Here is a 3839-nt window from a genome sequence, read left to right on the forward strand (position 1 = left end):
TGCATGTCGCGGCGGAACGGGCGCATCTCCTTGAATTTTAGCCCCTGGATATTGCGGCCCAGGAACACGATCGGCCCGTCGGAGGAAATCAGCCGCAACAGCGCCAGCCCGAGCGTGGTCTTGCCAGATCCGGATTCACCGACGACGCCGAGCGTCTCGCCTCGCCGCACCGCGAGGCTGACGCCGTCGACCGCCTTGATATGGCCGACGGTGTGGCGCAAGAATCCGCGCTTGATCGGAAACCAGACCTTCAGATTGTCGGTCGACATCACGACCGGCGCTTCAGGGCGTGGCGGCGCCGGATCGGGCTTCGGCTCAGCGTTCAGCAACGCGCGGGTGTATGGATGTTTCGGCGCGGTGAAGACCTCTTCGACCGGCCCCTGCTCGACGATCTTGCCGCTATTCATGACGCAGACGACGTCCGCGATGCGCCGCACGATGCCGAGGTCATGGGTGATGAACAAAAGGCTCATGCCGAGCCGCTTACGGATATCGGCCAGCAGCGCCAGGATCTGCGCCTGCACGGTGACGTCGAGTGCGGTGGTCGGCTCGTCAGCGATCAAGAGATCCGGCTCGTTGGCGAGCGCCATCGCGATCATCACCCGCTGACGCTGGCCGCCGGAGAGCTGATGCGGATAACTCTTGAGCCTTGTCTCGGGGTCGGGAATGCCGACCTGCGTCAGGAGTTCAAGCGTACGCGCCCGCGCCATCTGGCCGGTGACGCCGTGATGCAGTTGCAGGATCTCGCCGATCTGCTGCTCAATCATGTGCAGCGGGTTGAGCGAAGTCATCGGCTCCTGAAAGATGATCGAAATGTCGTTGCCGCGGATACCCTGCATCTCGCGTTCCGACGCTTTCAGCAGATCGCGGCCATTGAATAGAATGCTGCCCGAGGGATGCGAGGCGGTCGGATACGGCAGCAGCTTCAAGATCGAGAGCGCGCTGACCGACTTGCCGGATCCGGACTCCCCGACCAGCGCCACGCATTGTCCGCGCCGGATCGAAAACGACACGCGATCGACCGCCACGGTGTCGCCGCTCGGCTGGTGAAACACCACCGAGAGGTCGCGGACATCGAGCAGAGGCTGGTTGATGGCATCCATCGCCGGTTCACCTGAACGTCTTGCGAGGGTCGAAGGCGTCACGTACCCCCTCGCCGATGAAAATCAGAAGCGACAACATGATGGCGACGGAGAAGAAGCCGGTGAAACCGAGCCATGGCGCCTGAACGTTGGCTTTGGCCTGCGACAACAGTTCACCAAGAGAGGGCGATCCCGGCGGCAAACCGAAACCAAGAAAATCGAGTGCGGTCAACGTCATCACCGAAGACGATACGATGAACGGCAGGAAGGTCATGGTCGCCACCATCGCATTCGGCAACAGATGACGGAACATGATCACGGCATTGGAGACGCCGAGCGCCCGCGCGGCCTGGATGTATTCGAAATTGCGTCCACGCAGGAATTCCGCGCGCACGAGACCGACCAGTGAAACCCAGGAGAACAACGCCATGATGCCGAGCAGGACGAAGAAGCCGGGCGGCAGCACCGCCGAGATGATCAGGAGCAGATAAAGATAGGGTATGGAGTTCCAGATCTCGATGAAACGCTGAAACGACAGGTCGATCCAGCCGCCGAAATATCCCTGCACGCCGCCCGCGGCGATCCCGATGATCGAGGAGATGATGGTTAGGCCAAGCCCGAACAGCACCGAGATGCGGAAGCCATAGATCAGGCGCGCGACAACGTCGCGGCCCTGATCGTCGGTGCCAAGCCAGTTATATTCAAGATCGCGGCAACCCTTGAGGCCCTTCTTCTGCACCACGTCCTTGCACTGCGCCTCGGTCAGCATCCAGGTCGGCGGCGACGGCGCCGGCGTCGGCAGATCCAGATTGTGCGTATCGTAGGAGTAGCGGATTAGCGGCCACACGATCGTGCCGCCTTTTTCCGCGATGAGTTTTTGCAGATAAGGATCGCGATAGTCGGCTGCCGTTTCGAAATCGCCGCCGAAAGTCGTCTCCGAATAGGTCACGAAGGCCGGCCAATAGAGGTGGCCGTCATACTTGATGAGAAACGGCCGGTCGTTGGCGATCAATTCGGCGAATAACGAGACAAAAAACAGCAGCAGGAAGATCCAGAACGACCAGAAGCCGCGCTTGTTCGATTTGAAGTTCTGCCAGCGTCGTCGATTGAGCGAGGCCGCTTGAAACTTCTTGCCCGTGACGGGCGCGGCTTCGCCGAGCGGCGATGGCGCGTGGGTCTCCGGCGTGGGCGCGGTGATCGTCATCAGACCTCCCGTGCCTCGAAATCGATCCGCGGATCGACCCACATATAGGTCAGATCGGTGATCAGGTTCACCAACAGACCGACCAGCGAAAAGATGTAGAGCGTCCCGAACACCACCGGATAATCGCGGTTCAGCACGCTCTCGAACGAGAGCAAGCCAAGTCCGTCGAGCGAAAAGATGGTTTCGATCAGCAGCGAACCGGAGAAGAAGGCGTGGATGAATGCGCCCGGAAAGCCCGCGATCACGATCAACATGGCGTTGCGGAAAATATGGCCGTACAGCACCTGCCGCTCGCTGCAGCCCTTGGCGCGCGCGGTCATGACATACTGCTTGCGGATTTCGTCGAGAAACGAATTCTTGGTGAGGAGCGTCATGGTCGCGAAGGCGCCGAGCGACATCGAGATCAGCGGCAACGTGAGGTGCCAGAAATAATCGATGATCTTCCAGTACCAGGGGTACTGGGCCCAGCCGTCCGAGGTCAGTCCGCGCAGCGGGAAGATATTGAAGAAGGAACCGCCGGCAAACAGGATGATGAGAAGAATAGCGAACAGGAATCCCGGAATCGCAAAGCCGATGATGATCACCGCCGACGTCCAGGTGTCGAAGGGAGAGCCGTCCTGGACCGCCTTGCGGATGCCGAGCGGAATCGAAATCAGGTAAGTAATGAGCGTCATCCAGATGCCGAGCGACATCGAGACCGGAAGTTTCTCTTTGATCAGCTGCACCACGCTGATGTCGCGGAAATAACTCTTGCCGAAGTCAAAGCGGGCGTAGTTCCAAACCATCAGCGCAAAGCGCTCGGGCGCCGGCTTGTCGAAGCCGAACTGTTTTTCCAGGCTCTTGATGAAATCGGGATCGAGGCCCTGGGCGCCGCGGTATTTCGAGTTGACCGCATCGGCGGCAGCGCCGCCCGGACCGACCGGCTTGAAGTCGCCGCTGCCACCGGAAATGCGCGAGGTGGCGCCGGTATCGGAACCGGACAGTTGCGCGATCACCCGCTCCACCGGACCGCCAGGCGCAAATTGCACCACCACAAAGGCGACGAACAGGATTCCGAGCAGGGTCGGAAGCATCAGCAAAATGCGGCGAACGATATAGGCGGCCATGGGCTATTTCGCCTGATCTAGCTTGGCGGCCTTGGCCGCGTCATACCACCAGATCGTGCGCTCATCGACCGCATAGCGAGGCAACGACGCCGGATGGCTGAACACGTCCCAATAGGCCAACGGATGGTTGGAGCGATACCATTGCGGGATCCAGTAACGCCCGGCGCGAAACAAACGGTCGATCGCTCGGCACGCGAACGTCAGCTCGGCCCGCGTCTCCGCGGCGATCGCCTTGGCAACCATTGCATCCATCGCCGGGCTGGCGACGCCGGCAAAGTTGTACGAGCCTTTTGTGGCGGCTTCCTTCGACGCGAAATAAGGCCGCAAGCTGTCGCCGGGCGTCGCCGACATGCTCAGCCGCTCGACCGTAATGTCGAAATCGAAATCCTCGACGCGCGCGCGGAATTGCACGGCGTCGATCAGCCGCAGACTGGCATTGATGCCAAG

Annotated in this window: 3 protein-coding genes and 1 pseudogene; all 4 read right to left on the reverse strand. The window is 60.7% G+C overall.

Annotation, left to right across the window (positions count from 1 at the left end):
- Positions 1-1103 (reverse strand): ATP-binding cassette domain-containing protein (locus VFL62_RS10405; RefSeq protein WP_325172291.1); only part of this gene is annotated, 1103 nt, incomplete at its 3' end.
- Positions 1104-1110: 7 nt separating this feature from the next.
- Positions 1111-2286, reverse strand: a complete 1176-nt coding sequence (locus VFL62_RS10410; protein ID WP_325172292.1) for an ABC transporter permease — start codon at positions 2284-2286, stop codon at positions 1111-1113.
- Positions 2286-3392, reverse strand: coding sequence for a microcin C ABC transporter permease YejB (locus VFL62_RS10415; RefSeq protein ID WP_325172293.1), 1107 nt, complete (start codon positions 3390-3392; stop codon positions 2286-2288). The genes VFL62_RS10410 and VFL62_RS10415 overlap by 1 nt, the downstream gene beginning before the upstream one ends.
- A gap of 3 nt (positions 3393-3395) precedes the next feature.
- A pseudogene (locus tag VFL62_RS10420) lies at positions 3396-3839 on the reverse strand (ABC transporter substrate-binding protein); the annotation flags it as partial.

The organism is Bradyrhizobium sp., from assembly GCF_035701725.1.
Lineage (GTDB): Bacteria > Pseudomonadota > Alphaproteobacteria > Rhizobiales > Xanthobacteraceae > Bradyrhizobium.

Coding starts and splice junctions, on each gene's coding strand:
- VFL62_RS10410 (WP_325172292.1), bottom strand. CDS start 2,286: ATGACGATCACCGCGCCCACGCCGGAGACCCACGCGCCATCGCCGCTC.
- VFL62_RS10415 (WP_325172293.1), bottom strand. CDS start 3,392: ATGGCCGCCTATATCGTTCGCCGCATTTTGCTGATGCTTCCGACCCTG.